24 protein-coding genes are annotated in these 21,450 nt (G+C 69.0%); 11 read left to right on the plus strand and 13 right to left on the minus strand.

Annotated elements, in window-relative coordinates; genetic code table 11:
- Positions 1 to 263: 263 nt before the first annotated feature.
- Positions 264 to 1,061: a MipA/OmpV family protein gene (locus tag AC1DMQ_RS09575; protein ID WP_477033326.1), complete on the plus strand. Its 798-nt coding sequence runs from the start codon at positions 264 to 266 to the stop codon at positions 1,059 to 1,061.
- A 59-nt stretch (positions 1,062 to 1,120) separates the two neighbouring features.
- Here AC1DMQ_RS09575 and AC1DMQ_RS09580 read toward each other — a convergent pair whose 3' ends face one another.
- The 5 genes from AC1DMQ_RS09580 to AC1DMQ_RS09600 are packed head-to-tail and all read right to left on the minus strand — an operon-like array spanning position 1,121 to position 5,869.
- A complete protein-coding gene (locus AC1DMQ_RS09580; RefSeq protein WP_477033327.1) occupies positions 1,121 to 2,281 on the minus strand; it encodes an alpha-hydroxy-acid oxidizing protein in 1,161 nt (386 codons plus the stop codon).
- A 45-nt stretch (positions 2,282 to 2,326) separates the two neighbouring features.
- On the minus strand, positions 2,327 to 3,376 hold the full coding sequence (locus AC1DMQ_RS09585; protein WP_477033328.1) for an AbrB family transcriptional regulator: 1,050 nt from the start codon (positions 3,374 to 3,376) through the stop codon (positions 2,327 to 2,329).
- A 25-nt stretch (positions 3,377 to 3,401) separates the two neighbouring features.
- Positions 3,402 to 4,163: a class II aldolase/adducin family protein gene (locus AC1DMQ_RS09590; RefSeq protein WP_477033329.1), complete on the minus strand. Its 762-nt coding sequence runs from the start codon at positions 4,161 to 4,163 to the stop codon at positions 3,402 to 3,404.
- A 12-nt stretch (positions 4,164 to 4,175) separates the two neighbouring features.
- The gene (locus AC1DMQ_RS09595; protein ID WP_477033330.1) at positions 4,176 to 4,484 is read right to left on the minus strand and encodes a DUF4387 domain-containing protein; all 309 of its coding nucleotides are present in this window, start codon (positions 4,482 to 4,484) and stop codon (positions 4,176 to 4,178) included.
- Positions 4,484 to 5,869, minus strand: coding sequence for an acyclic terpene utilization AtuA family protein (locus AC1DMQ_RS09600; protein ID WP_477033331.1), 1,386 nt, complete (start codon positions 5,867 to 5,869; stop codon positions 4,484 to 4,486). Before AC1DMQ_RS09600 ends, AC1DMQ_RS09595 begins: the two co-directional genes overlap by 1 nt.
- Before the next feature lie 284 nt (positions 5,870 to 6,153).
- Between AC1DMQ_RS09600 and AC1DMQ_RS09605 the strand changes: the two genes are divergently transcribed.
- Both AC1DMQ_RS09605 and AC1DMQ_RS09610 read left to right on the plus strand, forming a co-directional pair.
- Entirely contained in the window at positions 6,154 to 7,158 is a 1,005-nt protein-coding gene (locus tag AC1DMQ_RS09605) for a phosphoglycerate dehydrogenase (protein ID WP_477033332.1), read from the plus strand.
- 13 nt (positions 7,159 to 7,171) lie between these two features.
- Complete coding sequence (locus AC1DMQ_RS09610; RefSeq protein WP_477033333.1) at positions 7,172 to 8,095, plus strand: LysR family transcriptional regulator; 924 nt, start codon at positions 7,172 to 7,174, stop codon at positions 8,093 to 8,095.
- 181 nt (positions 8,096 to 8,276) lie between these two features.
- On the opposite strand, the gene AC1DMQ_RS09615 is transcribed toward AC1DMQ_RS09610, so the two are convergent.
- Positions 8,277 to 9,614 (minus strand): CitMHS family transporter, encoded by a 1,338-nt coding sequence (locus AC1DMQ_RS09615; RefSeq protein WP_477033334.1) that lies wholly within the window; start codon positions 9,612 to 9,614, stop codon positions 8,277 to 8,279.
- Positions 9,615 to 9,760: 146 nt separating this feature from the next.
- Between AC1DMQ_RS09615 and AC1DMQ_RS09620 the strand changes: the two genes are divergently transcribed.
- The 4 genes from AC1DMQ_RS09620 (at position 9,761) to AC1DMQ_RS09635 (ending at position 13,259) form a co-directional block, all read left to right on the plus strand.
- The gene (locus tag AC1DMQ_RS09620) at positions 9,761 to 10,531 is read left to right on the plus strand and encodes a GntR family transcriptional regulator (RefSeq protein WP_477033335.1); all 771 of its coding nucleotides are present in this window, start codon (positions 9,761 to 9,763) and stop codon (positions 10,529 to 10,531) included.
- A gap of 260 nt (positions 10,532 to 10,791) precedes the next feature.
- Positions 10,792 to 11,868 (plus strand): tartrate dehydrogenase, encoded by a 1,077-nt coding sequence (locus AC1DMQ_RS09625; RefSeq protein ID WP_477033336.1) that lies wholly within the window; start codon positions 10,792 to 10,794, stop codon positions 11,866 to 11,868.
- Positions 11,869 to 11,938: 70 nt separating this feature from the next.
- Positions 11,939 to 12,586 (plus strand): DsbA family oxidoreductase, encoded by a 648-nt coding sequence (locus AC1DMQ_RS09630; RefSeq protein ID WP_477033337.1) that lies wholly within the window; start codon positions 11,939 to 11,941, stop codon positions 12,584 to 12,586.
- Between the two features lie 82 nt (positions 12,587 to 12,668).
- Positions 12,669 to 13,259, plus strand: a complete 591-nt coding sequence (locus AC1DMQ_RS09635) for a sigma-70 family RNA polymerase sigma factor (RefSeq protein ID WP_477033338.1) — start codon at positions 12,669 to 12,671, stop codon at positions 13,257 to 13,259.
- Positions 13,260 to 13,292: 33 nt separating this feature from the next.
- Here AC1DMQ_RS09635 and AC1DMQ_RS09640 read toward each other — a convergent pair whose 3' ends face one another.
- The 3 genes from AC1DMQ_RS09640 to AC1DMQ_RS09650 form a co-directional block, all read right to left on the minus strand.
- On the minus strand, positions 13,293 to 14,234 hold the full coding sequence (locus AC1DMQ_RS09640; RefSeq protein ID WP_477033339.1) for a DUF808 domain-containing protein: 942 nt from the start codon (positions 14,232 to 14,234) through the stop codon (positions 13,293 to 13,295).
- Positions 14,235 to 14,298: 64 nt separating this feature from the next.
- Complete coding sequence (locus AC1DMQ_RS09645; RefSeq protein WP_477033340.1) at positions 14,299 to 14,505, minus strand: DUF6582 domain-containing protein; 207 nt, start codon at positions 14,503 to 14,505, stop codon at positions 14,299 to 14,301.
- A 5-nt stretch (positions 14,506 to 14,510) separates the two neighbouring features.
- Positions 14,511 to 14,714 (minus strand): hypothetical protein, encoded by a 204-nt coding sequence (locus AC1DMQ_RS09650; protein WP_477033341.1) that lies wholly within the window; start codon positions 14,712 to 14,714, stop codon positions 14,511 to 14,513.
- A gap of 176 nt (positions 14,715 to 14,890) precedes the next feature.
- On the opposite strand from AC1DMQ_RS09650, the gene AC1DMQ_RS09655 reads away from it, so the two are divergent.
- Together AC1DMQ_RS09655 and AC1DMQ_RS09660 are read left to right on the plus strand one after the other, a co-directional pair.
- Entirely contained in the window at positions 14,891 to 15,967 is a 1,077-nt protein-coding gene (locus tag AC1DMQ_RS09655) for an alkene reductase (RefSeq protein ID WP_477033342.1), read from the plus strand.
- Between the two features lie 105 nt (positions 15,968 to 16,072).
- On the plus strand, positions 16,073 to 16,507 hold the full coding sequence (locus AC1DMQ_RS09660; protein ID WP_477033343.1) for a hypothetical protein: 435 nt from the start codon (positions 16,073 to 16,075) through the stop codon (positions 16,505 to 16,507).
- Between the two features lie 9 nt (positions 16,508 to 16,516).
- Here the strand turns inward: AC1DMQ_RS09660 and AC1DMQ_RS09665 are convergent, their stop codons facing one another.
- The 4 genes from AC1DMQ_RS09665 to AC1DMQ_RS09680 form a co-directional block, all read right to left on the minus strand.
- Positions 16,517 to 16,954, minus strand: coding sequence for a VOC family protein (locus tag AC1DMQ_RS09665; RefSeq protein WP_477033344.1), 438 nt, complete (start codon positions 16,952 to 16,954; stop codon positions 16,517 to 16,519).
- Between the two features lie 95 nt (positions 16,955 to 17,049).
- Complete coding sequence (locus tag AC1DMQ_RS09670; RefSeq protein ID WP_477033345.1) at positions 17,050 to 17,229, minus strand: hypothetical protein; 180 nt, start codon at positions 17,227 to 17,229, stop codon at positions 17,050 to 17,052.
- Positions 17,230 to 17,284: 55 nt separating this feature from the next.
- The gene (locus AC1DMQ_RS09675; protein ID WP_477033346.1) at positions 17,285 to 19,144 is read right to left on the minus strand and encodes an ABCB family ABC transporter ATP-binding protein/permease; all 1,860 of its coding nucleotides are present in this window, start codon (positions 19,142 to 19,144) and stop codon (positions 17,285 to 17,287) included.
- A 5-nt stretch (positions 19,145 to 19,149) separates the two neighbouring features.
- A complete protein-coding gene (locus AC1DMQ_RS09680; RefSeq protein WP_477033347.1) occupies positions 19,150 to 19,983 on the minus strand; it encodes a hypothetical protein in 834 nt (277 codons plus the stop codon).
- Positions 19,984 to 20,101: 118 nt separating this feature from the next.
- Here AC1DMQ_RS09680 and AC1DMQ_RS09685 point away from each other — a divergent pair, with 118 nt between their 5' ends.
- Complete coding sequence (locus tag AC1DMQ_RS09685) at positions 20,102 to 20,743, plus strand: LOG family protein (protein ID WP_477033416.1); 642 nt, start codon at positions 20,102 to 20,104, stop codon at positions 20,741 to 20,743.
- A 72-nt stretch (positions 20,744 to 20,815) separates the two neighbouring features.
- Positions 20,816 to 21,130 (plus strand): DUF8200 family protein, encoded by a 315-nt coding sequence (locus AC1DMQ_RS09690; protein WP_477033348.1) that lies wholly within the window; start codon positions 20,816 to 20,818, stop codon positions 21,128 to 21,130.
- The last annotated feature ends 320 nt before the right edge of the window (positions 21,131 to 21,450 follow it).

Genomic DNA, 21,450 nt, shown 5'->3' on the forward strand with positions numbered 1-21,450 from the left:
CGAACCATAGAAGGATTGGATTGCACGGGTCAATAAATTGGATGCAATCAATTGATGCACTGGATGATGTGGCGACAAGCCCTCTCCGGTCAGCCCCTGAATTTCCTCGAGTTTTCCGCCGATCGGCGAGCTCACGGCTCCAATCAAGCGTCGCCGCGATTTGTGGCATCCATAAATAGCCACGTTTGCATCCAATTTGAGCTGAGCCGTGGCGTCATCGGCCGATCGCCGGCATGTGCCGCCCCGCATCCAAGGAGTTCTCGATGCAATTTCTCCCCCTCAATCCGCTGCTGCTGTTGCTGCCCGCCCTGGCCATACCGGTGGGCGCCGAGGCCCAGGAGCGGGCATGGTCCGGCATCGTCGCGGCGGGGGCCGGCGCGCGTCCCGACTACATGGGCTCCGACGACCTGGAGGCCACGCCCTACGTGGCCGGCCGCATCTACTACGGCGCCTACTATCTCGACTTTCAGGGCGAGCAGCTCCGGCTAAACGTCTCGTCGATCAAGGGCTGGGCCTTCGGGCCGATGATGGACATCGAGAGCGGCCGCAAGGACGACGTCAAAAGCGTCCGCGTGGGCCGGATGGCCGAGATCGACGACGCCTTCGAGGCGGGCGGCTTCATCGCATACAGCCGCCCCGACATCCTGGCCGAGAACGACGAACTGAGCTTCCAGGCCAGCTACCTGACCGACACTTCCAACACCTCGGACGGCGCGGTGGCGGCCCTGGGGCTGACCTACGGCAAGCGCATCGACAAGCGCTGGACCGTGGGCGGCGGAGTCAAGGTCAGCTATGTCGACAAGAAGTACGCCCAGACCTATTTCGGCGTCAGCGCCGCCGACGCGGTGCGCAGCGGCCTGCCGGGCTACAACCTCAAGGCCGGCGTCCGCGATGTCGGGCTGTCGGCCAAGGTCGGCTACGCCCTGACCGACAAGTGGGACCTGCAACTGCTGGGCAGCTACAAGCGCCTGATGAGCAATTTCGCCGACAGCCCGATCGTCAAGACCGAGGGCTCGGCCGACCAGTTCTCGGCCGCCGTCGCGGTCGCCTACCGCTTCTAGCCGCCCATCTCTACCGCGCCGGATCGTCGAAGCCCGGTCCGGCGCGCCCTCCCCGCCGTTCAGGCCACGCGGACCAGCCCGGCGGCCTTCAGATCGGCGATGGTCGGATAGCCGTCGACGGCCATCAGCAGGTCGGCCTCGGCCAGGATGCTGCGCAGGACATGGGTGACGCCCGCCGCGCCGCCGAGGGCCGCGCCATAGGCATAGGGCCGTCCGACCCCGACCGCCGTCGCGCCCAGGGCCAGCGCCTTGACCACGTCGCTGCCCGAGCGGACGCCGGAGTCGAACAGCACCGGCGTCTTGCCGCTGGCCTCGACCACCCCCGGCAGCAGGTCGATCGCCGCCACGCCGCCATTGGCCTGGCGACCGCCGTGGTTGGAGCAGTAGATCCCGTCCACGCCGCCGTCGATCGCCCGTCGGGCGTCGTCCGGATGGCAGATGCCCTTGAGGATCAGCGGCAGCTTGGTCAGCGAACGCAGCCACGGCAGGTCGGCCCAGGTCAGCGGCTTGCCGAAGGTCTGGGCCCAGGTCATCACGGCGGTCGGCAGGTCCTCTTCCGGCGGCTTGGCCAGCAGCGCGCGGAACGCCGGGTCGGAGAAGTAGTTGGCCAGGACGTGGCCGCGCAGCTGCGGGAAGTTGGCGTCGTTGAGGTCGCGCGGCCGCCAGCCGGTGATCCAGGTGTCCAGGGTCACGACGATGCCCTTGAACCCGGCCGCCTCGGCGCGGCGCACCAGGCTTTCGGCCACGCCCTTGTCCTTGGGCGTATAGAGCTGGAAGAAGCCGGGCGTATCGCCCATGGCGGCGGTGACGTCTTCCATCGGATCGTTGGTCAGGGTCGAGGCGACCATCGGCACGCCGGTGGCGGCGGCCGCCTGGGCCGTGGCGATGTCGCCGTGGCCGTCCTGGGTGCACAGGCCGATCACGCCGATCGGCGCCATGAACAGCGGCGTGGGCAGCGTCAGTCCGAACAGGTTCACCGACAGGTCGCGGCGCGTGCAGTCGACCATCATGCGGGGGACCAGCCCCCAGTGCCGGAACGCGTGGGCGTTATGGTTCTGGGTGAACTCGTCGCCGCAGCCGCCCTGGACATAGGACAGCACCGACGGCGGCAGGGCCGCGGCGGCCCGCTGCTCCAGCGTCGCGAAATCCACGGGCCAGGTCGGCTTCACGCCGTGCAGGCCCTTGAAATAAATCTCGTTCTGATAGTCGCCGTAGGCCATGGGCTTCCCTCCAAGACTGCCGGCGCTGATCGCCGAACGGATTTTTCAAGTACGCCGCGCCAGGAACCCCACGGCGTAGGGCCCCAGCAGCAGCACCAGGATGATGCGCACCACCTGGGCGGACAGGATGAACGGTAGATCCACCGGCGTCGAGGCGGCGATGATTAGGATGGAGTCCACGCCGCCGGGGCTGGTGGCCAGATAGCCGGTCAGCAGGTCGACATCGCAGGCCCAACTGACCAGCAGACCGGACGCCGCGCAGACGACGATCAGCGCCAGGGCCGAGCCGACGATCCTGGGCAGGGCGCGCGCGCTGTGCAGCAGGGTCGGCCGCGTGAAGCTGAGGCCGATCGTCCAGCCGACCACCGCATAGGCCAGGGCGGCCAGGACCGGGGGAACCTGCAGACGGAACCAGCCCGTCGCCAGCAGGGCGGCGCCGGTCAGGCCCGGGATCAGGAAGACGCCGGCCGGAAACTTCAGGACCTTGGCCAGCACCCCGCCGCCCACGCAGAGGACGAGCGCGCCCAGCAGACCCAGGAAATCCAGAGGCGGCAGCCAACCCACGTTGTGCGGATGACCCGAAGGCAGCGGCGCGGCCAGGTGGGCCAGGGCGATGGCCGAGCTCGCCACCAGCAGCACCCGGAAATACTGCATCAGGGCGACGATCCGAGCGTCGGCGCCGGTCTCCTGCGCCAAGGCGATCATGCTGGCCGAGCCGCCCGGCGACAGGCCCCAGACGGCCGTGGAACCCTCGAACCACCCTGCCCTCGCCAGCAGCCAGCCGAGCCCCAGGCTGAGGCCGAGAGTCGACAGGCCGATATAGAGGAAGGCCGGAAGGCGTCCCAGCAAGGCCGGTCCCATGGCTGACCCCAGCGCCACGGCCACCAGGCAGCCGATCAAGGTCGAGCCGGCGACCCGCAGCAGCGGCGGCGGCCGGATCGTCGCGCCGCTCACCCCGAACGCGATGCCCACGGCCAGCGGTCCCAGCAGCAGGGCGGCGGGCGCGTGCAGCGCCTTCAGCCCCACCACCACCACCGCGGTCACGACGACCAGAAGCGTCCATTGCGCCCAGGCCCGATCCAATAGGCGGCTCACCCAGGCCGCCAATCGTCGGGTCGCATCAGGCGGCGTAGCCGGGGTTCTGGCGATCCAGACGGCGCAGCAGACCCGGCCAGACCAGCTTGTCCGCCACCACGCTCAACCCCTGCGACTGCTGCTCGACAACGTCCTGGACGTCGCCTTGGGGAATGCGCAGCGGACCGCCCGCCTGGGCCGCCACCTGCATCTCGCAGGAGCGCTCGAGGAAATACATGGTCGTGAACGCCTCGGCGACCGAACGGCCGGTCACCAGGGTGCCGTGGTTGCGCAGGATCATGGCGGTCTTGTCGCCAAGGTCGGCCACCAGGCGCGGGCGCTCGTCGTGGTTCAGGGCCACGCCCTCGAAGTCATGATAGGCGACCCGGCCGTTCAGCAGCATCGCGGTCTGGTTCAGCGGCAGCAGGCCCGCCTCCTGGGACGAGACGGCGGTCCCGGCCACGGTGTGCAGGTGCATCACGCAGCCGGCGTCCTTCCGCGCGTCGTGGATGGCCGAATGGATGGTGAAGCCGGCCGGATTGACCATCTCCCGGCTCTCCCCGACCACGTTGCCCTGCAGGTCGACCTTGACCAGCGACGAGGCGGTGATCTCCTCGAACATCCAGCCGTACGGATTGATCAGGAAGTGGTGCTCGGGCCCCGGCACGCGGGCCGAGATGTGGGTGAAGACCAGGTCATCCCAGCCGAACAGCGCCACCAGCCGGTAGGCCGCGGCGAGATCAATGCGGACCGCGACTTCCAGGGCGTCGGCCTGGTCGGACGTGATGTCCAAGGCGTGAGCGCTCATCGTCGTGCCTCCTCAGTCCAGTTGAACGTCGAGCAGCCGCACGAATTGCTGGCCGCAGTGCATGTCGCGCTCGACCTCCCCGCCCTGCGGCGAGGCCCGGGCGTAGGAGATCTTGACCACGTTCAGGCTGGGCACCGAAAAGCGCTTCACCAGCGCCGGATCGGCGCCGAACAGCCGATGCAGCAGGTCGGGCCCCAGGGCCGGGCTGTCGCCGTACTTGGCGAAGACCTCCGGGCCCTTGAAGAACAGGTCGAACGTCACCCAGTAGGGGCCGGCGTTCTTGGAGCGCACGTGATGGCAGACGTCGCTGACGGTCGTCATTAGGCGGCTTCCTCTTTGCGCAGGTCGATCCAGGCGGTGCGGACCAGTTCCATGGGATCGTCGACCTGGACCACGTGGTTCAGCTTGAACTCGTAGACCTGGCCGCGCTCGACATCGGCCGGCGTGAAGGCGAAGCCGTAGCTGGGCAGCTCCTTGTCCATCGAGATCGGGTAGTGGAAGAAGTAGGCGTTGCAGGCCTTGGCGATCTGGGTCGCCAGTTCCTGGGTGTCGGCGGTGGCGACGAACAGCACGCCGATCTCGCGCGGGGCCGGCGTCCCGGGCGGCGGCCGATCGCCCGACACCGCGTTCCAGCCGTACATCCGCAACGAGATATGGAAATCGGCGTCGTCCAGACCGGTCGACTTGCGGGCGCGCTCGTAGAGGGCGGCCAGCATCTTGTCGTGGAACTCGTCGACGCGGCCCAGGACGTCCGGGTCCTGGATGCCGACCAGCATCAGGGTCTGGTAGCGGCCGCCGGCCGCGCCTTCCAGCTTCATCGTGTAGGGCTTGGGGTCCCAGACCGAGCCCGTGACCTTGACCGTGCGGTCATCGGCCGGCGTGTACACCGCATGGGTCACGTCCAGCACGCCGCCGGGCTCGGTCAGGCGGAAGGGGTCGCTGTTCTCGTACAGCATGTGGGCCGACACGCTGTGGGGGTCGCAGCGGTTGTTCGCCGCCAGCGGCTCGACCTCGAAACCGTCCTGGCCGATGGACAGCAGGACGCCGGAGCCGCGATCCCGATAGACGGCGCATTGCGAACCGCATTCGGAGACCTTGCCCGCGTGCCAGGACGCGCCCTCGGGGGCGCCGTGCAGCAGGGCGAAGCAGGCGATGACCGCCGTGTCGGTGGTGCGGCCGCCCAGGATGATGTCGGCGCCGGCTTGCAAGGCGGCCATGTAGGGCTCCGGCCCCATGGCCGCGACGATGTGGTCGCAGCTGTCGATGGTCGCGTCGTCCAGCGGGCCCAGCGGGGCCAGGGGCGTGATCTTGCCGGCGGCGTTGCGGGCCTTAAGGACCGCCTTGTCCTGCTCCGAATACAGCAGCGCGATGCGGGGCGAGAGGCCTAGTTCGCGGGCGATCTCGACGGCGATGTCGCGGGTCCAGTCGACGTTCTTGTCGCCGCCCGCCTGACCGCTGGTGCCGACGATCACGGGGATGCCCGCCTCGGCGCCGGCCTTCATCAGGATGGCCAGGTCGCGCTTCACCGAGCCGCGATTGTTCTTGGACATGCCCAGGGCCAGGTAGGCCGCGCCGCTGTCGGTCGAACCGGCGTCGGTGGCGATGGCGTGGGCGCCCAGGGCGACGCCCCGACGGACCTCCTCCTCGACCACACCCGCGCCGAGCGAGCCCACGGGGACGATGATCTTGATAGGGCCTTCGAACATGCGCTTCCCACCCAACAAACTTCGGCCCTTGCCGGCCGTCTGGAGTCCACTAGCGCCGCAGGATGCAATGGGTCAAGTTTTTGGATGCAAAATAGCCGACACTTCGCTAGCGATGGGAAAGACGCTCTCTCGCGCGCCTTCGGAAAGGCGAGACGCCGTCGGCCATACGCGGCCCCAAAGGGCCCGTATTGCGAAACCTGGATCGAATGATGCGCGCCGCGATCTGGCGCGGAAACACCCGGGCGCATCCCCTGCGCCGACTGTTCAAGGCCTGGAGATAAAACATGCTCGGCGCCCGCAAGGTCGTAGTCACCCAGCGCTTCTTCGACGACCGCGCCCACGCCTATCTGCGGTCCCACGGCTGCGAGGTGACGATCGCGCCCCTGCCGCCCGGCAAGGCCGACGGCGACCTGAGCCACGATGTCTTGGTCGAGATGCTGGACGGCGCGGCGGGCTGGATCGTCGGCCATGCGCGGGTGACGCGCGAGCTGCTGACCGCCCTGCCCGACCTGCGGATCGTCTCGCGCCGGGGCGTAGGATATGAGCGGGTCGACCTGGCCGCGGCGCGCGACCTGGGCCGGGTCGTGACCATCGCGGCGGGCGGCAACGACGCCTCGGTGGCCGACCACACCATCAGCCTGATGCTGGCGGTCGGCCGCCGGCTGCGCGAGTCCCAGCAGCGGATGATCGACGGCGACTGGTCGATCCTGATGGGCTCGGACCTCTGCGAGAAGACCGTCGGCCTGGTGGGCCTGGGCCGGATCGGCAAGAGCGTCGTCAAGCGCCTGTCCGGCTTCGACTGCAAGGTCCTGGTCCACACCCCGCGTCCGGATCCCGACTACGCCCGGACGAGCGGCGTCCAGTTCGTCGACCTGCCCGAACTGCTGGCCCGCAGCGACTATGTCAGCCTGCACGCGCCCCTGACCCCGGAGACGCGCTTCCTGATCGACGCGCGGGCGATCGACGCTATGAAGCCCACCGCCATCCTGATCAACACCGCGCGCGGCGGCTTGGTCGAGGACGCCCACCTGCTGGACGCGCTGCGGGCGGGCCGCCTGGCCGGCGCGGGGCTGGATGTCTATGTCAGCGAGAGCGACCCCGCCTACAAGCCGGTGTCCCAGGCGTTGCTGGACCTGCCCAACGTGATCGGCACGCCGCATGCCGCGGCCTCGTCGCGCGAGGGGCTGGACCGGACCAACATGGTGGCGGCGCGGTCCATCGTCGCCGTTCTTGACGGTGACGACCCCGCGCCGGAGTGTGTCGTCGCCGACGGCCGCGAAGGCCGCTAGGCGGAGGACGATCATGGAGCTCGACTGGCTCGAAGACTTCCTCGCGCTGGTCGAGCATCAGCATTTCGGGCGCGCGGCCGAGGCGCGCAACGTCTCGCAGCCGGCCTTCAGCCGCCGCATCCGGCTTCTGGAGACTTGGCTGGGCGCGCCGCTGTTCAACCGCGACACCCACCGCGTCGCCCTGACGCTCGCTGGCGAGCAATGGCGTCCCAACGCCGAGGACCTGCTGCGCCGGCTCTATCTGGGACGCGAGCAGACCCGGGCCATCGCCGAGGGCTCGACCACCACCCTGCGCTTCGCCTCGACCCACGCCCTGTCGATCACCTTCTTCCCCCGCTGGCTGGAGGAGATCGAGGCCGAGCATCCCCTGGGCTCCACGGTCAGCCTGGTCACCGACAACATGGCCGGCTGCGAGCGGATGATGCTGCAGGGCCAGGCTCAGTTCCTGCTGTGCCACCATCACCCCTCGACGCCGGTGTCGTTCAAGCCGAACTACTTCGTCTCGGTGGACCTCGGGACCGACACCCTGGTTCCGGTCAGCGCCCCGGCCCCGGACGATCCGCAGCGCCCCCGCTTCGTACTGCCGGGCGATTTGGGCGCGCCCGTGCCCTATCTGGCCTTCAGCGAGGTCTCGGGCATGGGCCGCATCCTGGCCTCCACCCACGCCCTGGAGGGGCCGTCGGTCTGGCTGGCCCCGACCTTCACGGCCCATGTGGCGACAGTGCTGGCGGAAATGGCCCGGGCCGGGCGCGGCGTGGCCTGGATGCCGATGAGCCTGATCGCCCGCGATCTGGAGCTGGGCGTGCTGGTCCGGGCCGGCGACAAGCAATGGGACATCCCCATCGACATCCGCCTCTACCGACCTCGCGCCCGCCAGACCGCCGCGGCCGAGGCGTTCTGGACGATGCTCAAGGCTCGCTCGGGCGAGCCGGGCTGAGCCGGTCGCCCGGAAAGACGCCGGGCGCACCGAGGGTGACGGCGCGCCCGGGTGAGTTGTTCAGGTCGAGGTAGTCCAAGATTGTCTCGATGAAACGCCTTGGACGTTACGCGGGAAGCCGGGGACGGACGACGGCCTGCCGCGCATGGTTCCATGCCGGTCTTCGATTAGAAGACTGGGATCACGCGACCACCGGGATCGCGCCCGTCAGCATGGCCACGCCCAGCACCAGCAGGCTGGTCAGCACGGCCCATGTCAGCGCGAACCTCTGGGCGTCGGCGACGTCGACCCCCAGCAGGCCGCAGGCCAGGTAGATGGGCGCCAGCAGCGGGCTCATGGAATGGACGGGCTGGCCGATCAGCGAGGCGCGGGCGATGGCGGCCGGCTCGATCCCGAAACCGGCGGCGGCGTTGGCGATCACCGGGACCACGCCGAAATAGTAGGCGTCGTTGGACATCACGAAGGTTAGCGGCATGCTGACCAAGGCGGTGATCGGCGCCAGGAACGGGCCGATCTGCGGCGGGATGACCGCCAGGGCGGCGGTCGCCATGGCGTTGGACATGCCCGTGCCGTTGAGGATGCCGGTGAAGGCCCCTGCCGCGAACAGCAGGACGACGACATTGACGACATTGTCGGCGTGGGCCGCCAACCGGGCCTTCTGGTCCGAGACCCGGGGATAGTTGACCGTCGCGGCCACCGCGAAGGCGCCCATCATCAGCACCGGCAGCGGGGCCAGGCCCAGGATCATCCCCAGAATCAGGCCGACGGTCAGAACCAGGTTGAACCAGAACAGCTTCGGACGGCGGATGGCGGCGCGCTCGGCGTCGAGGGCCGGCGGCAAGGCCGTGACAGCGGCCCTGGGATCGGCGGTCCCGGCCACGCCGGTGAACGCCAGGCGCTTGCGTTCCGATTTCCCGAACAGCCAGGCCAGGCCGAGAATGCCGAGAAGACCCACGCCCATGGCCGGCAGCAGCGGTCCCACGACGTCGGCCAGGTCGACATGGACCGCGGCGGCGGCGCGGGCCGAGGGGCCGCCCCAGGGCACGTAGTTCATCAGCGAATTGGACAGGCCCAGCAAGGTCGCCAGGATCAGCGGGTTCATGCCCACCCGGCGATAAACCGGCAGGAAGGCGGTGATCACGATCAGCGCCGTGGTCGTGCCGTCGCCGTCGATCGAGACCAGCATGGCCAGGATGGCCGTGCCCAGGCTGATCCGCATCGGATCCTCGCCGACGACCGCCAGCACCTTGTTGACCAGCGGGTCGAACAGTCCGGCGTCCATCATGATCGCGAAATAGAGCACCGCGAACGACAGCATCAGGGCGGTCGGGGCCACCTGCCCCACGCCCTTGAGGATCATCTCGCCGAGGCCGGCCCCGGCGCCGGCCAGCAGTCCGAACACGATCGGCACGACCAGCAGCGCGGCGATCGCCGACATCCGCTTGGTCATGATCAGGATCATGAAGGTGACCACCATCGCCAGACCAAGCACGGCGGGTTGAAGCAGCAGCTCGATCACGAGGCGATCTCCGGGCCGGCCAGGGGCCGCCTTTTCAGGTGAGTTGAGGTCAAGGCTCGGCCGAAGTCTTGCGCGTTCGACGAGGTAGCGGTGTAAGGAAGGAATAGCGGGCCGGACTCGAGCCGGCCTTGGGAGATACGGAACGTATGGCGACGAAACCGGCAGGCCAAAGCCCAGACCTGAGCACGCCCCTGGCCGACCCGCCGCAGACCGAGCCGGCGACCCACACGGTCCTGATGCGCCTGCGCGAAATGATCGTCACCGGACAGATTCCGCCGGAAACCCGCCTGCGGGCCGAGGGCCTGGCGACAGAACTCGCCGTGTCGCGCACTCCCATCCGCAGCGCCCTGGCCGTGCTGTCGGCCGAGGGTCTGGTCGATTACGGGATCAATCGCGGCTACACCGTCCGCGCCGTGACCATCGGCGACGTGTTCGACTCCATCGAGGTCCGGGCCGGGCTCGAGGGCCAGGCCGCGCGGATGTCGGTGGACCTGGGCTGGGAGACCCCGGCGCTGGATCGGTTGGCCGATCTGGTCCACCGGGGCCGCGCCATCCTGGATCGTGGCGAATGGTCGGAGAAAGCCGAGATCGAGTGGTACGAGCTGAACCACGCCTTCCACCGCTCGATCCATCACGCGTCGCAGAACAAGGTGCTGCGCAACGCCATCCGGATGACCCTGATCTATCCAGTGTTCGGCGACCCGGCCCGGCTGTGCCCCAGCGTGGCGGCGGCCGTTCCGCTGCGCCTGAGGCAGGTCGCCACGACCACCCCCGAGCACCTGCTGTCGTCGCAGGGCGACCACGAACGGCTGCTCGACGCCATCCGGCGCCAGGACAGCGCCGAGGCGGGCCGGATCATGACCGACCATGTCCTCTCTACGAAACGCCGTCTTCATGCGATCGCCACCCGCCGCTGATCGATCATCAGTCTCTGGACCTCAGCCATAACGTCATCCAAGAACGTTCGCAATTGCATCCATTTTTAGGCATGCCGGAATAGGCGCGCGCCGAGAGCGGTTTTCAGCTTTCCGGCCCTGCTTTCCGGGCGGATGAAGCGGTTACGACGCTCGATGGTCCCCGATCCGCCACCCGCGGCATCGTTTCATCCGAATTCCGCATTAGCCCTGCCCCTCCGCCCCTGGCCTAACCAGCCAGGGTCTCGTCCGAGGGGGTTTTCATGAGCCAAGCGCGCCACTACCGCATCGCCGTCATTCCCGGCGACGGGATCGGCAAGGAAGTCGTCCCCGAGGGGCTGCGGGTGCTGGAGGCCGTGTCGGCGCGCTACGGCTGCACCTTCGCGTTCGACCATTTCGACTTCGCCTCGTGCGACTACTATCTCAAGCACGGTCAGATGATGCCGGACGACTGGAAGAGCCGGATCGGCGGCCATGACGCGATCTTCTTCGGCGCCGTTGGCTGGCCCGAGACCGTGCCCGACCACGTCTCGCTGTGGGGCTCGCTGATCCAGTTCCGGCGCGAGTTCGACCAGTACGTCAATCTGCGGCCGGTCAAGCTGATGCCGGGCGTGCCAAGCCCGCTGGCCAACCGCGCGCCCGGCGACATCGACTTCTACGTCGTGCGCGAAAACACCGAGGGCGAATATTCGTCGATCGGCGGACGGATCTTCCCCGGCACGCCGCGCGAGATCGTGATGCAGGAGACGGTGATGACGCGGGTGGGCGTCGACCGCATCCTGAAGTTCGCCTTCGAGCTGGCCCAGCGCCGCGAGAAGAAGCACCTGACCTCGGCGACCAAGTCCAACGGCATCGCCATCACCATGCCCTACTGGGACGAGCGGGTCGAAGCCATGGCCCCGGCCTATCCCGACGTGCGCTGGGACAAGTACCATATCGACATCCTGACGGCGCACTTCGTGCAGCATCCCGACTGGTTCGACGTGGTGGTGGCCTCCAACCTGTTCGGCGACATCCTGTCGGACCTGGGCCCGGCCTGCACCGGCACCATCGGCATCGCGCCGGCCGGCAACATCAATCCCGAGCGCGCCTTCCCCTCGCTGTTCGAACCCGTGCACGGCAGCGCGCCGGACATCGCCGGCCAGGGGATCGCCAATCCCGTGGGCCAGATCTGGTCGGCCGCCCTGATGCTGGACCATCTGGGAGAACGCCAGGCCGCCGCCGCCATCGTCGCGGCGATCGAAGCCATCCTGGCCCAGCCCGCCCTGCGGACCCGCGACCTCGGCGGCCCGCTGTCCACGGAGGCCTGCGGGCGGGCGATCGCCGACGCGCTGGTCTGAGCGGGGCCTTGCGTCGTGCAATCGGCGCCGCCTGCCCTATATGTCGGGTCTCGCCACGACGGACCGCGCCATGACCAAGCCCCTGAAGATCGACTTCGTCTCCGACGTTTCCTGCCCGTGGTGCATCGTCGGCCTGGGCGGGCTCGAGGCCGCGCTCGAGCGGGTCGGCGACCTGGTCGACGCAGAGATCCATTTCCAGCCGTTCGAGCTCAATCCGAACATGCCGCCCGAGGGGCAGAACATCGTCGAGCACGTCGCCGAGAAGTACGGCGCGACGCGCGAGCAGTCGGCGGCCAACCGCCAGGCCATCCACGACCGGGCCGCCTCGGTGGGCTTCTCGATGGTCACCGACGAGAACAGCCGGATCTACAACACCTTCGACGCCCATCGCCTGCTGCACTGGGCCGGGCTGGTCGGCGACCAGAAGGCCCTAAAGCACGCGCTGTTCGAAGCCTACTTCACCGACAACCAGGATCCGTCCGACCACGAGGTGCTGGTGGCCGCGGCCATGAAGGCGGGGCTGGACCCGCACGCCGCCCACCAAGTGCTGACCTCAGGCCAGTACGCCCGAGAGGTCCGCGAGGCCGAACGCCATTGGCAGGCGGCGGGGATCAATTCTGTGCCGGCCGTGGTGATCAACGACCGGTACCTGATCTCGGGCGGTCAGCCGCCGGAGTACTTCGAGCAGGCCCTGCGCCAGATCGCCGCCGAAGGCTGACCGGCGTTCGGTCAAATTTATTTACTTCAAAGCGGAGCCTTAGTGGGTCGGGGGCGTTTACTCTCCGAACGGGGATTATCGCATGACCAATCCGACTTCGGCCCAGACCACTTTCGAGCGCGAGCTCGTCAGCCTGATTCCGCACCTGCGCGCCTTCGGCCGCTCGCTGACCGGCAACGCCAGCCACGGCGACGACCTGGCCCAGGACGCCCTGGCCAAGGCCCTGGCTTCGCGCAACTCCTACCAGCCGGGCACCAACATGAAGGCCTGGACCTTCATGATCCTGCGCAACGTCTTCTATTCGGAAAAGCGCCGCTCGTGGCGTTCCTGCGCCCTCGACCCGGAAGTCGCCGAGCGCACCCTGGTGTCGACGTCCAACCCGACGGCCGCCCTGGAACTGGACGAGATGCGCCGGGCGCTGGACATGCTGCCGCCCGACCAACGCGAGGCCCTGATCCTGATCGGCGCCGCGGGCATGTCGTACGAGGAAGTCAGCGAAGTGACCGGCGCGGCGCTGGGCACCATCAAGAGCCGCGTCAGCCGCGCTCGCGACCGCCTGGCCCTGATCTTCGCCGAAGGCCATATCACGGAAGACCAGAAGCCGGCCCACGCGGCCATGGCGTCTATCTTCCGGCAGATCGACGACTACCGGACGGCGCGCCAAGCCGCCTGACCGGGCAGTCTCGAAAGCAACTGAAGGCGGCGCCTAGTGCGCCGCCTTTTTGCGTGGGATCAGGTGGATCACGCCGACGATCACGCCGCCGACGATCAGTCCGACCACAGCCGAACAGGCGGCCATGGCCAGCCAGCCGGTCACCGCCCCGACGCCGGGAACCGAGCCCGCCCAGTGCGAGGCGGCCTCGACCCAGTGCGGCACGGGGGTCAGGTGGAAATGCTCCAGCCCGTGGACGATGATCCCGCCGCCGACCCACAGCATGGCGGCGGTGCCGATCACGGTCAGGGCCTCCATGGTCACCGGCATGGCCTTGACCAGCCCACGCCCGAAGGCCCGGGTCGCGGGATTTGACCGTTGCGCCATGTGCAGTCCGATGTCGTCCATCTTCACGATCAGCGCGACGACGCCGTAGACGGCCACCGTCAGCGCCACCCCGATCACCGCCAGGGCGGCGGCCTGGACGGCCAGCGGCTTGTCGGCCACGTCGGCCAGGGCGATGGCCATGATCTCGCCCGACAGGATGAGATCGGTCCGGATCGCACCGCCCACCTTCTGGGCCTCGAGCTCGGCGCTGCTCAGCGCCAGGTCCTCGATTTCCTCGCCCGCCACCTCGTGGTGCGCGAAGGCCTCGATGATCTTCTCGGTGGCCTCGAAGGCCAGATAGGCCCCGCCGACCATCAGGATCGGCGTCACGGCCCACGGCGCGAAGGCGCTGAGGATCAGCGCGCCCGGCAGCAGGAACAGCAGCTTGTTGCGGAACGAGCCGAGCGCGATCTTCCAGACGATCGGCAGTTCACGATCGGGCGTGAACCCCATGGCGTAGCCGGGGGTGACCGCGGTGTCGTCGACCACCACGCCCACGGCCTTGGTGCCCGCCTTGCCGGCCGCTGCGCCCACGTCGTCCAGCGAGGCGGCCGCCAGCTTGGTGATGCCGGCGATGTCGTCGAGAAGGGCGGCGAGGCCGGAGGGCATGAGGGATTCCTGTTCGCGTTGTCGTCCTACGCGAATAGACCGGACCGCGCGCTGCGGTCGAGCCCTATCCCTTCTTCAGAACCGCGTCGGCCTTCCTGTCGATCCGCTTTTCCTCGGCCTTGGACATGCGGCCGGCCTTCACGGCCTGGCTGGCTCGGGCCTTGGCGTTGCGGGCGTGGGCCTTGTCCTCGATCGGATACGCCCGCTTCTCCGGCTCGGCGAAGGCCTTGTCCGGCAGCTTGTCGCGTTTCTCGGTGTTCAGTTCGGCCATGACGGTCAGTCCTTGGGATGGGCCAGCCCCAGCGCTTCGACGGGCGCGTCGTCGTCCTCGGGGGTGACGATCTCGGCCGGCTCGGCCTGCCGCGCCAGGTCGCGGGCGCCGACGCCCCCGCCGTGTTGGATGTTGAGGTTGGCCTCGACGGTCGAGGGATCGTAGGTGTCGTCGACTTCGTCGCCGTTGGTGACGTCGGGTTCGGCCATGGCAGTTCTCCATCTCTCCCAGAGCCAACGACCGCCGTGGTCAGGACGTTCCCGCAGATTCCCTGCAACCTTCGTCAGAATAAAATCAGCCCCTGTGGCAGTTGCGATATGGCGGCGGCACGCCAGATATTCGAGACGCCGGCGCGGGGTCGGCGAGCCCTTTCAGAGACCGTTTCATGCCCACCCTGTTCGATCCGCTCGTCGTAGGCGACCTTGAGCTTCCCAACCGCGTCGTCATGGCGCCGCTGACCCGACTGCGGGCCGGCCCGACCCAGATCCCCAACGCCCTGATGGCCGACTACTACGCCCAGCGCGCCTCGGCGGGCCTGCTGATCACCGAGGGCGTGCCCGTCGTCCCGCAAGGCGTCGGCTACCAGGGCGTGCCCGGCATCTGGTCGCAGGAGCAGGTCGAGGGCTGGAAGCAGGTCACCCAGGCCGTGCACGACAAGGGCGGCCGCATCTTCATGCAGATCTGGCACGTCGGCCGGGTCTCCGACCCGTCGTTCCACGGCGGCGAGGCGCCCGTCGGCCCCAGCGCCATCGCGGCCAAGGGCGACGTCAGCCTGCTGCGTCCCCAACGCCCCTACCCCACGCCCCGCGCCCTGACGACCGAGGAAGTGGTCGGCGTGGTCGAGGCCTTCCGCAAGGGCGCGCAGAACGCCAAGGCCGCCGGCTTCGACGGCGTCGAGATCCACGGCGCCAACGGCTATCTGCTCGACCAATTCCTGCAGGACGGCTCCAACCAGCGCACCGACCGCTACGGCGGTTCGATCGAGAACCGCGCCCGCCTGATGCTGGAGGTCGCCGACGCCGCCGCCTCGGTGTTCGGCCCCGGCCGGGTCGGCATGCACCTGGCTCCGCGCGCCGACAGCCACTCGATGGGCGACAGCGACCTGGCCGCCACCTTCGGCTACGTCGCCAAGGAACTGGGCCAGCGCGGCATCGCCTTCATCTGCGCTCGCGAATACGACGGCCCCGACAGCCTGGGCGCGGATCTCAAGAAGGCGTTCGGCGGCGTCTATATCGCCAACGAGAAGTTCACCCGCGAGACCGCCCAGGCGGCCCTGGACGCCGGCAAGTTCGACGCCGTCGCCTTCGGCAAGGCCTACATCGCCAATCCGGACCTGGTGGAACGCCTGCAACTTGGCGCGCCGCTCAACGATCCCGACCCGACCACCTTCTATGGCGGCGACGGCCGGGGCTATACCGACTACCCCGCCCTGAAGACGCTCGCCACGGCCGCGGCCGAGTAGCCGGAAGCGTTCCGAAGGCGGGATTTCCGCCCAAGCCTGTATCCGCTGCGCCAATTGCCGCGTTGGGTCTTCACCACGCGCCGCGTAGCGGATACAGGCTTAACCATGAGCAAGACCAACGATCACTGGAAGACCGTTCTGCAACGCGGCGCCAACGCCCTGGCCTTCCGGATCACCAGCCCGCCCACCGCCGTCAAGCCGACCATGGTCGCCGAGCCGGCGCCCCAGAAGCGCGCCCTGCCGGTCATGGTCTATCACGCGGTGGCCGTGTGCGCCCTGGTCGACGGCTGGGTGGCGGGCGGCGAAGGCCAGGTCCTAATCGACCGTCCCGCCGTCCTGACCCGTCAGAAGCTGGCCAACGCCAAGGCCGCCGAACCGCCCGGCAGCACCCAGTCGCCGTTCTCGACCGGCTACGCCGCCGACTACCGGCTGGAACTGGCCCGCCTGGCCTGGCTGGCGATCATCGACGACCCGGCCGGTCGTCTCGAGGCCCTGGCCGCGGTCTACACGCCGCCGGAGCCCCGGGTGAAGCTGGTCTAGACGCCCGCTCTACCAGGCGCCGGTGTTGGGCATCGAGGCCCAGGGCTCGGCCGGTTCCAGATTGCCGTCCTGCAGCAGTTCGATCGAGATGTTGTCGGGCGAGCGGACGAACGCCATGTGGCCGTCGCGCGGCGGGCGGTTGATGGTCACGCCCATGTCCATCAGCCGCTGGCAGGTTTCGTAGATGTCGTCGACCCTGTAGGCCAGGTGGCCGAAGTTGCGGCCGCCCTGATAGTCCTCGGGATCCCAGTTGTAGGTCAGCTCGACCAGCGGCGCCTTGCGCTCCCTGGCCAGTTCGACGTCTTCCGGCGCGGCCAGGAACACCAGGGTGAAGCGACCCTTCTCGTTCTCCATCCGGTAGGCCTCGGTCAGGCCCAGGCCTTCGCAATAGAAGCGCAGCGAGGCGTCGAGGTCCTTCACGCGGACCATGGTGTGCAGATAGCGCATGGGCGGCTCCTGAAGTCGGATGGGCTTGAGGCAGGATACAGCGGCGGCCCGCCAAGCCGCACCCCACATTTGTCGGCTGGAACGGCCGTGACGACCTATTCGGCGCGCGCGCCCTGGCCTTGCAGGACCTGCTGGGCCCGCTCGACGGCTTCCATCAGATTGCCCAGGGCCAGGCCCTCGGGGCTGTCGGCGCGGTAGATGTCGCGCAGGGCCGGAACCCGGTCCTTGCAGGCGGCCATGGCGTCCAGGGCCCGATCGATCTTTCGCGTCAGCATGTCCGTAATCGCCGTTGATGTTCTACATTCGTTCTACAATGGCGGTTTTCGGATATCAATCGACGACCGCCCCCGCCTCCACAGGTTTCTCCCGAGTCTGCCGCCGCCACAACGCCGCGTATTCGCCGCCGGCCTCCAAAAGCGCTGCGTGAGGCCCGCGCTCCACAACCTTTCCCCGGCGCAGCACGACGATCTCGTCGGCGTCGGCGATGGTCGACAGGCGGTGGGCGACGACCAGGGTCGTACGCCCCGCCCTCGCCTTGCGCAGGGTGGCCTGGATGGCGGCCTCGGTGCGGCTGTCCAGGGCGCTGGTCGCCTCGTCCAGGATCAGCACGCGGGGATCGGCCAGCAGGGCCCGGGCGATGCCCACGCGCTGGCGCTCGCCGCCCGACAGCTTCAGCCCGCGCTCGCCGACCTTGGTGGCCATGCCTTCCGGCAGGTTGCGGATGAACTCGCCCAACTCCGCCGACTCCGCCGCGGCCCAGACGTCAGCCTCGGAGGCCGACGGACGGGCAAAGGCGATGTTGGCCATCAGGCTGTCGTTGAACAGGGCCACGTCCTGGGGCACCAGGGCCACCGCCTGGCGCAGCGAGGCCTGCTTCAGGGCCTTCAGATCGTAGCCGTCCAGAGTGACCCGCCCGGCCTGGGGATCGATCATCCGCAGGGCCAGCCGCACCAGGGTGGTCTTGCCCGCGCCCGACGGGCCGACGATAGCCACGGTGGTCCCCGGCTGGGCCGTGAAGGTCACGCCCTGCAGGCCCTCCGAGCGCGCGCCGTGGCGGAACGACACCTCCTCGAAGGCCACGGCCCCGCCGCGCCGGTCGGCGGGCGGTGGCAGGTCGATGGCGTCATCCGCGTCGGCCACGTCCGGCTTGGCGCGGCGCAGATCGAGCATGGCCTCCATGTCGATGAACGACTGGCGGATCTCGCGATAGGCGAAGCCCAGGATGTTCAGCGGGCCATAGAGGTTGACCAGGATCAGGATGGCTGCGGTGACGTCGCCGGGCCCGATCCGGCCCGCGGCCGCCTCGCCCCCGGCCAGGATGGCCATCACGCCCAGGCCCAGGCTCATCACCGCCGACTGCACGGTGTTGAGCAGGGTCAGCGAGTTGGTCGCCTTGATGTTGGCCGCGCCGTAGGCGGTCAGGGCGGCGTCGTAGCCGCCCACGGCCCTATCCTCGGCCCCGAAGGCCTTGACCGTCTCGTAGTTCAACAGCGCGTCCACGGCCCGGCCGGCGGCTTCCGCGTCGGCCTCGTTCATCACCCGCCGGTGGCCGATCCGCCAGTCCGAGATCGTGAAGGTCACCACGCCGTAGATCACCACCGTGACCACCGCCGTCAGGGCGAAGCGCCAGTCATAGGCCTTGGCCAGCACGATGGCGGCCATGATCAGCTCGACCGCCGTCGGGGCGATGTTGAACACCAGGCCGCGCAGCAGGAAGTCCATCGACCGCGCGCCGCGATCGATCACCCGCGACAGCGAGCCGGTGCGCTTGGTCTGGTGGAAGTCGATCGACAGCGACAGGGCGTGGGCGAAGGTCTCGACCGCCGCCCGGGTCTGGGCCGCCTGGGCCACCGGCGTGAACACCGCGTCCCGCGCCTGGGGGGCGACGGCGGAAATGAAGCGGATCAGGGCCCAGCCGCCGGCCAGGGCCGCGAACGTCAGGCCGACCTGGACGGTGGCCCCCTGCCCCGCGCTCAGCGCGTTGACCGCCTTGCCCAGCAGCAGCGGGGCGATCACGCCCAGGAACTTGCCGGCGAAGGTGAACACCAGGGCCAAGGTCACGCGCCAGCGCAGGCCGGGAGCCTTGGAGCGCATCACCAAACTGAACAGGTCGGCCAGGGCCTTCCAGCCGTTGGCCTTCACCTCGGGAGCCGCGACCGCGCCGGCCGCGGCGCCGGATCGCGACGCCATGCCTCTCACTGAGCGCCGCCCAGCAACTGGGTGGTCTGCAGGCCCCCGCCCGGCGTCATCCAGTCGACGCGCCAGCCCGTGGCCGTCAGGGTCGAGCGCACCGGTCCGTCGGTGGGCGGCAACGGCGGGCTGACCTCGATGACCACCTGCTGCTCGCCGCCCTCGCCCGCCACCTGGATGGTGTGGGCGCCTTCGGTCAGCGGCTGGTCGAGGGAGATCGAGAAACGGCCGTCCTCGCCGATCTTGCCTTCGCCGCGCGTGGCGCGGTCGACGCGCACGCCCAGGCCCGCKCCCGGCGTGCCGACGCCGGAAACCACGCCGCCGCCGCCCCGGTCGTAGTCGATCGCCAGGATGCGCGGCGACAGCGAGGTCTGCCCCATCACCTCGGCCCCGGCCCCGGCCCGCAGCAGCACCGCGGCGCCGGTCGGCGCCACCATCAGATAGCCCTGGGCCTGCACGGTCCGGCCGTCCATCGTCATCGACAGGCCATAGAGCCGGGGCTCGGCGGCCAGGGGCGTMACCAGCCGCCAGGCGCCGGCCGCGTCGGCCTTGCCGACCAGCGCCTCGCCGGTGGGGGCGCCCAGCCGCACGCTGGCCTGGGGCTCGGCCTGGCCCGATAGCGCCACGGCGTTTCCCTGAAGGATCGCCGACACCACGCGCGGCGGCTTCAGATAGCCGGCCTGGGGCGAAAGCTGTTCGGTCTTGGCCGCCGCCGGATCGCGCCGCCAGCCCTTGTCCTCGCGGCCGCAGGCTCCGAGCGCCAGGGTGGCGACCGCCGCGACGACCCATGCCGACTTGAAGCTGGCTGACTTGAAACCGATCTCGCGAATCCTGATCATGGCGTATCCAACGGCCGACGACGCCCCGGCGGCCAATTTTGCTTGGGTGTTCACGTGCGGCGCGCCGACCTTCTCCACAAGGACCGGCGCGCTGTTTATTTTTCTGGAGTGGACGACGATGCCCGACCTGTCCAGCGGCCAAGCCGCCGCCGCGGAGGCCGCCCAGGACGCCAAGCTCGCGGTCTGCGTCTATTGCGGCTCGTCGAACGCGGCCGCCCCGGCCTTCCTCGAGGCGGCCTTCGAGATCGGCGGCGACTTCGCCAAGGCCGGATTGAAGCTGGTCTACGGCGGCGGCGGCGTGGGGCTGATGGGCGCGACGGCGCGCGGAGCACACGCGGCCGGCGGCCAGGTGCTGGGCATCATCCCGGAATTCCTGCGGGGCCGCGAGCAACCGTTCGACGACGTCGAGACGGTGGTCGTCACCTCGATGCACGAGCGCAAGATGATGATGTTCGAGCGCTCGGACGCCTTCGTCGTGCTGCCCGGCGGCATCGGCACCTTGGAGGAGATCATCGAGCTTCTGTCCTGGCGGCGCCTGGACCTGCACCGCAAGCCGATCGTCTTCCACAATCCCGCCGGCTTCTGGGATCCGCTGTTCGCCCTGCTGCGGCACACGATCGACCAGGGCCTGACCCCGCCTTCCCTGGCGGACTGCTGGCGGGTGGCGGAAAAAGCCAGCGACATAACGCCCGCCCTACTGGCCTGGCTTGCGGAAACCGGGCAAGAAGACGCGTCTTCAAACGTTCGTTTGTTGACTTAGTTGCGAAATGCAACGCATTATGTCCGGTAGTCGACCTCCCAATGTCGACCTAGGGGATAATAGGAAACAAACATGCGTATCTTCGTGACCGCGCTCGTCGCGGCCTCCGCCCTGTCCACTCTTGGCATGGCGACCAGCGCCTTCGCCGCCGAGGGCGCCGTTCTCAAGCTGCAGGCCCCCAGCAAGGCCCCCACCCTGATCCAGGACGGCGCCATGTGGCGCTGCAACGGCGACGTCTGCGCCGCGCCCCAGGTCAAGTCGCTGCCGATCGGCCGCGCCTGCCGCAAGGTGGCCGCCGAACTCGGCGCAATCGCCACCTTCAACTATCGCGGTCAAGAACTGGACGCCGCCGGCGTCGCCGACTGCAACACGGCCGCCAAGCCGTAGATCGAACTCCTCGCACGCCGTGTCGAAACGACGCGGCGTGCGTAACGGCTTGCGCCTCCTCGCCCTGGACCGCCCACCCGCGCGTCGATTTATCCGCGCCGCACCTCCAGACATGGTAAGGCTCCCCGCAAGGCGCGCAGACGCGCCATCGGCTCGTGCGCCTTCCAGGCGTAACGGCCCGCCACGCGCCAGACATACGGGCGCTTCTTTCCGACCCTGAAAACACGACGCCGACCGGTGAGCCTCGCCGGGCGCGAACATCCGCCGTCGGGCCACGCCCACGCGCGATGATCCGCGCCCCGTGGCTTGCCGTCCCCAAT

This window comes from Caulobacter sp. 05L422 (genome assembly GCF_056397765.1).

Excerpts from the sequence above, each read along its gene's own strand:
- AC1DMQ_RS09655 (WP_477033342.1), top strand. The coding sequence starts at position 14,891 with ATGCCCACCCTGTTCGATCCGCTCGTCGTAGGCGACCTTGAGCTTCCC.
- AC1DMQ_RS09640 (WP_477033339.1), bottom strand. The coding sequence starts at position 14,234 with ATGCCCTCCGGCCTCGCCGCCCTTCTCGACGACATCGCCGGCATCACC.
- AC1DMQ_RS09690 (WP_477033348.1), top strand. The coding sequence starts at position 20,816 with ATGCGTATCTTCGTGACCGCGCTCGTCGCGGCCTCCGCCCTGTCCACT.
- AC1DMQ_RS09620 (WP_477033335.1), top strand. The coding sequence starts at position 9,761 with ATGGCGACGAAACCGGCAGGCCAAAGCCCAGACCTGAGCACGCCCCTG.
- AC1DMQ_RS09635 (WP_477033338.1), top strand. The coding sequence starts at position 12,669 with ATGACCAATCCGACTTCGGCCCAGACCACTTTCGAGCGCGAGCTCGTC.
- AC1DMQ_RS09590 (WP_477033329.1), bottom strand. The coding sequence starts at position 4,163 with ATGAGCGCTCACGCCTTGGACATCACGTCCGACCAGGCCGACGCCCTG.
- AC1DMQ_RS09660 (WP_477033343.1), top strand. The coding sequence starts at position 16,073 with ATGAGCAAGACCAACGATCACTGGAAGACCGTTCTGCAACGCGGCGCC.
- AC1DMQ_RS09670 (WP_477033345.1), bottom strand. The coding sequence starts at position 17,229 with ATGCTGACGCGAAAGATCGATCGGGCCCTGGACGCCATGGCCGCCTGC.
- AC1DMQ_RS09625 (WP_477033336.1), top strand. The coding sequence starts at position 10,792 with ATGAGCCAAGCGCGCCACTACCGCATCGCCGTCATTCCCGGCGACGGG.
- AC1DMQ_RS09645 (WP_477033340.1), bottom strand. The coding sequence starts at position 14,505 with ATGGCCGAACTGAACACCGAGAAACGCGACAAGCTGCCGGACAAGGCC.
- AC1DMQ_RS09600 (WP_477033331.1), bottom strand. The coding sequence starts at position 5,869 with ATGTTCGAAGGCCCTATCAAGATCATCGTCCCCGTGGGCTCGCTCGGC.
- AC1DMQ_RS09650 (WP_477033341.1), bottom strand. The coding sequence starts at position 14,714 with ATGGCCGAACCCGACGTCACCAACGGCGACGAAGTCGACGACACCTAC.
- AC1DMQ_RS09575 (WP_477033326.1), top strand. The coding sequence starts at position 264 with ATGCAATTTCTCCCCCTCAATCCGCTGCTGCTGTTGCTGCCCGCCCTG.
- AC1DMQ_RS09630 (WP_477033337.1), top strand. The coding sequence starts at position 11,939 with ATGACCAAGCCCCTGAAGATCGACTTCGTCTCCGACGTTTCCTGCCCG.
- AC1DMQ_RS09595 (WP_477033330.1), bottom strand. The coding sequence starts at position 4,484 with ATGACGACCGTCAGCGACGTCTGCCATCACGTGCGCTCCAAGAACGCC.
- AC1DMQ_RS09675 (WP_477033346.1), bottom strand. The coding sequence starts at position 19,144 with ATGGCGTCGCGATCCGGCGCCGCGGCCGGCGCGGTCGCGGCTCCCGAG.
- AC1DMQ_RS09580 (WP_477033327.1), bottom strand. The coding sequence starts at position 2,281 with ATGGCCTACGGCGACTATCAGAACGAGATTTATTTCAAGGGCCTGCAC.
- AC1DMQ_RS09605 (WP_477033332.1), top strand. The coding sequence starts at position 6,154 with ATGCTCGGCGCCCGCAAGGTCGTAGTCACCCAGCGCTTCTTCGACGAC.
- AC1DMQ_RS09610 (WP_477033333.1), top strand. The coding sequence starts at position 7,172 with ATGGAGCTCGACTGGCTCGAAGACTTCCTCGCGCTGGTCGAGCATCAG.
- AC1DMQ_RS09665 (WP_477033344.1), bottom strand. The coding sequence starts at position 16,954 with ATGCGCTATCTGCACACCATGGTCCGCGTGAAGGACCTCGACGCCTCG.
- AC1DMQ_RS09685 (WP_477033416.1), top strand. The coding sequence starts at position 20,102 with ATGCCCGACCTGTCCAGCGGCCAAGCCGCCGCCGCGGAGGCCGCCCAG.